Source organism: Arsukibacterium sp. (assembly GCF_033722355.1).
Classification (GTDB): domain Bacteria; phylum Pseudomonadota; class Gammaproteobacteria; order Enterobacterales; family Alteromonadaceae; genus Alishewanella.
In genome coordinates this window covers 1-2,864 of the sequence record NZ_JAWVZF010000239.1, presented here as the reverse complement: position 1 = coordinate 2,864, position 2,864 = coordinate 1, and the positions used below count along the sequence as shown (strand labels likewise).

Annotated in this window: 4 protein-coding genes; 1 reads left to right on the top strand and 3 read right to left on the bottom strand. The window is 51.3% G+C overall.

Annotated features, from left to right (window positions below; all coding sequences use genetic code 11):
• Positions 1 to 1,069, bottom strand: a 1,069-nt coding sequence (locus R3177_RS14270; protein WP_318971675.1) for a gamma-glutamyltransferase family protein, incomplete at its 3' end; no start/stop codon positions are given.
• 186 nt (positions 1,070 to 1,255) lie between these two features.
• Between R3177_RS14270 and rrtA the strand changes: the two genes are divergently transcribed.
• On the top strand, positions 1,256 to 1,861 hold the full coding sequence (rrtA, locus tag R3177_RS14265) for a rhombosortase (protein ID WP_318971674.1): 606 nt from the start codon (positions 1,256 to 1,258) through the stop codon (positions 1,859 to 1,861).
• Between the two features lie 11 nt (positions 1,862 to 1,872).
• On the opposite strand, the gene R3177_RS14260 is transcribed toward rrtA, so the two are convergent.
• Both R3177_RS14260 and R3177_RS14255 read right to left on the bottom strand, forming a co-directional pair.
• Positions 1,873 to 2,556, bottom strand: a complete 684-nt coding sequence (locus tag R3177_RS14260) for a gamma-glutamyl-gamma-aminobutyrate hydrolase family protein (RefSeq protein WP_318971673.1) — start codon at positions 2,554 to 2,556, stop codon at positions 1,873 to 1,875.
• A partial coding sequence (locus R3177_RS14255) for an amidoligase family protein (protein WP_318971672.1) occupies positions 2,541 to 2,864 on the bottom strand: 324 nt, incomplete at its 5' end. The genes R3177_RS14255 and R3177_RS14260, both read right to left, overlap by 16 nt.

The window sequence follows — 2,864 nt, the reverse complement described above, 5'->3', positions numbered from 1 at the left end:
CAACCGGTACCGGACTGAAATCTGCATCGGCCAGATAACGCTCTCTGTCAGCAAAAGCCAGCCGCGCTGCCTGACTAAGCAGATGCACGGCCTGCACTGACCCCGGGGGCAACCGTTCCAGTTCAAAAGCTGACAAGATGCCCAGGATCTGCAAGACGGCAATACCGCCAGAGCTTGGTGGTGCCATGCCACAGACTTTGTACTGCCGGTAAGGCCGGCACAATACGCCACGTTCAACTGCCCGGTACTGGCTCAGATCAGCCAAAGATAATGCACCCGGGTTGACGGCCGCATTTTTGACCGTTGCCACTAACGCTTGTGCATTTTCACCCTGATAAAACGCACTGACACCTTCTTTAGCGATGGCTCTGAGTATTCGGGCATAGGCCGGATTCGTTATCTGCTGGCCGGCTTGCAGCGGCCGGCCATTCGGATAAAAATAGTCCTTTGCCGGCGCCAGGGTTTTTACACCTTCATTCCAACCCAGTGTCAGATGTTTCGCCATGCGCGGGGTTACCGTAAAGCCCTGTTCAGCAGTGGTTATCGCATCTTCAAACAAGTCAGCCCATGGCAGAACACCATATTGCTGGTGGGCCAGTGCCAGTGCTTGCAGCACACCGGGTACCCCAACCGATTTGCCGCCAACATAAGCTGAGCGCCAGTCCAGTGTGGTGCCATGTTGCCTGAATAAATCACCATCGACTGTCGCTGGTGCTGTTTCACGGCCATCAAAACTGCTCAGACGCTGACTGGATTTGTGCCAGTGCAAGATAAAAGCGCCACCGCCGATACCAGAACTCTGAGGTTCAACCAGGCCAAGCAGCAACTGAGTGGCAATGGCAGCATCAACGGCGCTGCCACCTTTTAGCAGAATACGCTGCCCTGCTGCAACTGCCAGCGGATGCGCTGCAGCAACCATAGCATGTTTACTGCGCACCAACTGTTGTTCAGTTAAGCCGGTTGCGGCTTCAGGTTCACGGGTTTCCTGCGTCAGCGGCGGGGTTGCGATCGCGGCCTGACTACTCAGCAGCAAACCGATATTAATTAAAAACAAGTAAAACAGCTTCATATCACGCTTTCTCCCGGTGCAGCTTTACACCCTAACCATAAGCGTCAATCAGATCAAGCAGGTTCAGTCCGTTCTGTTAACCTCTGCCAAAATACTGCTTGATATCATGGCCAAATTAGTTTGGGATAGCGCTGATTTTGCTTTTAACAATGATTGATAAACAATAACGGGGTTGATACTGACGGTATGCAAACACTATTTGATTCGAAATACCCTTACCTGCCGTTTGTCAGTTTAATGCTGTTGAGCCTGCTGCTGTTTATTGTGCCTGAACCGCTGCAGCAGCTGCTGGCCTACCAGCGTGCCTATTTGAAAGAGGGTGAGCTCTGGCGTTTGGTAACTGGCCACTTACTGCATTCTAATCTTTATCATTTATTGTTAAATACCGGTGGTTTATTACTTATTATGCTGCTGCATGCCGGTTACCAGCGCCAGCTCGCACTACGCTGGCAACTGTTACTGAGCGCACTTTTAATCAGCGGCCTGATTTACGGGTTAAATCCGACTATTGAGCGCTATGTCGGTCTGTCCGGTGTGCTGCATGCGTTACTCTTTTTCGGGGCACTTATGGATATTCAAACCAGAAAAACCGGCGGCATGCTGCTTATGCTGGGTATTCTGGCAAAAATTGGTTATGAGCAATTTAACGGACCTGATGCCGAACTCGGGCTGCTGATTGAAGCCACGGTTGCTATTGACGCTCATCTGTACGGTGTTATTAGCGGCACCGTGCTGTTCGCGCTGGTAACGGCTAAAAACAACTTAGGGCGAAAACAGCTCGGCGGCGATTAAGCGGCAACCGTCTAACTTTCGCGCTGCCGCTTGCGGGCCTGCTCTACCAGGGCTTTGAATAAATGGCGTTGGCGGCGCATAAAAATTAAAAATTCCGGATGCCATTGTACTCCCAGTACAAAATCACGGTTCGGGTCTTCCACAGCCTGTACAATGTTATCCAGATCCCGGCCAACAATCTGTAAATTATCACCCAGCTTGTTAATGGCCTGATTATGTAAGCTGTTGATGCGGGCTTTGTCACACTGAAAAATGCCTTTCAAACGTGATGCCTGCTGAGCCAGACACAGGGTTTTTAACGGCAATACTGTCCAGCGCTGTGAAGTATGCCGGCGCTGTTCAGTCAGCTGCTGATACAAACTGCCCCCTCTGCTGACATTTAACAGCTGAGCACCGCGACAGATCCCCAGTAGTGGCAAAGTTTGTGCCTCTGCTTTTTTGATTACCGCCATTTCCAGCTCATCGCGTGCCGGGTCATATTTTGGATGGACTTCGGCTTTGGCTGCATACAACACCGGGTCGATATCATGGCCACCGGTAATGACAACCCCATCAAACGCTTTTGCATCCACTTTATCAGAAGGCCTCACCTGTAAGGGTTTAGCACCATACCAGCGCAGCGCCAGCGCCACCAGAAATCGGGGCCCAAAGGCACCGCGCTGCGGCCCGGTGATCGCGATTACCGGTTTAGCCATTGTTTTTTCACCTTACTAATCCAGGAGCCAGTCGTACTGCTAAGTTCAGCCAGATGTTGCTGATAAGCCGCCATACAGTGAGTCAGTCGTTCCTGATCGGCTGCCAGCAGCTCCACTTCAGCCCAGCCATCCCAGGCATGCTGCAATCGCCAGTCTTTACGATGAATTTCACAACTTGGTAAGCGGTAATGGAAGGTCGGCCGCGCTTTAATCAGTTTATCTTCGGTCACGGCTCTGACTCTTTTTTTATCCAGATGCAGAAATAACGGTAAGCAATCCAGTGCCCGGTTTCGGGTCGGATTAAACTT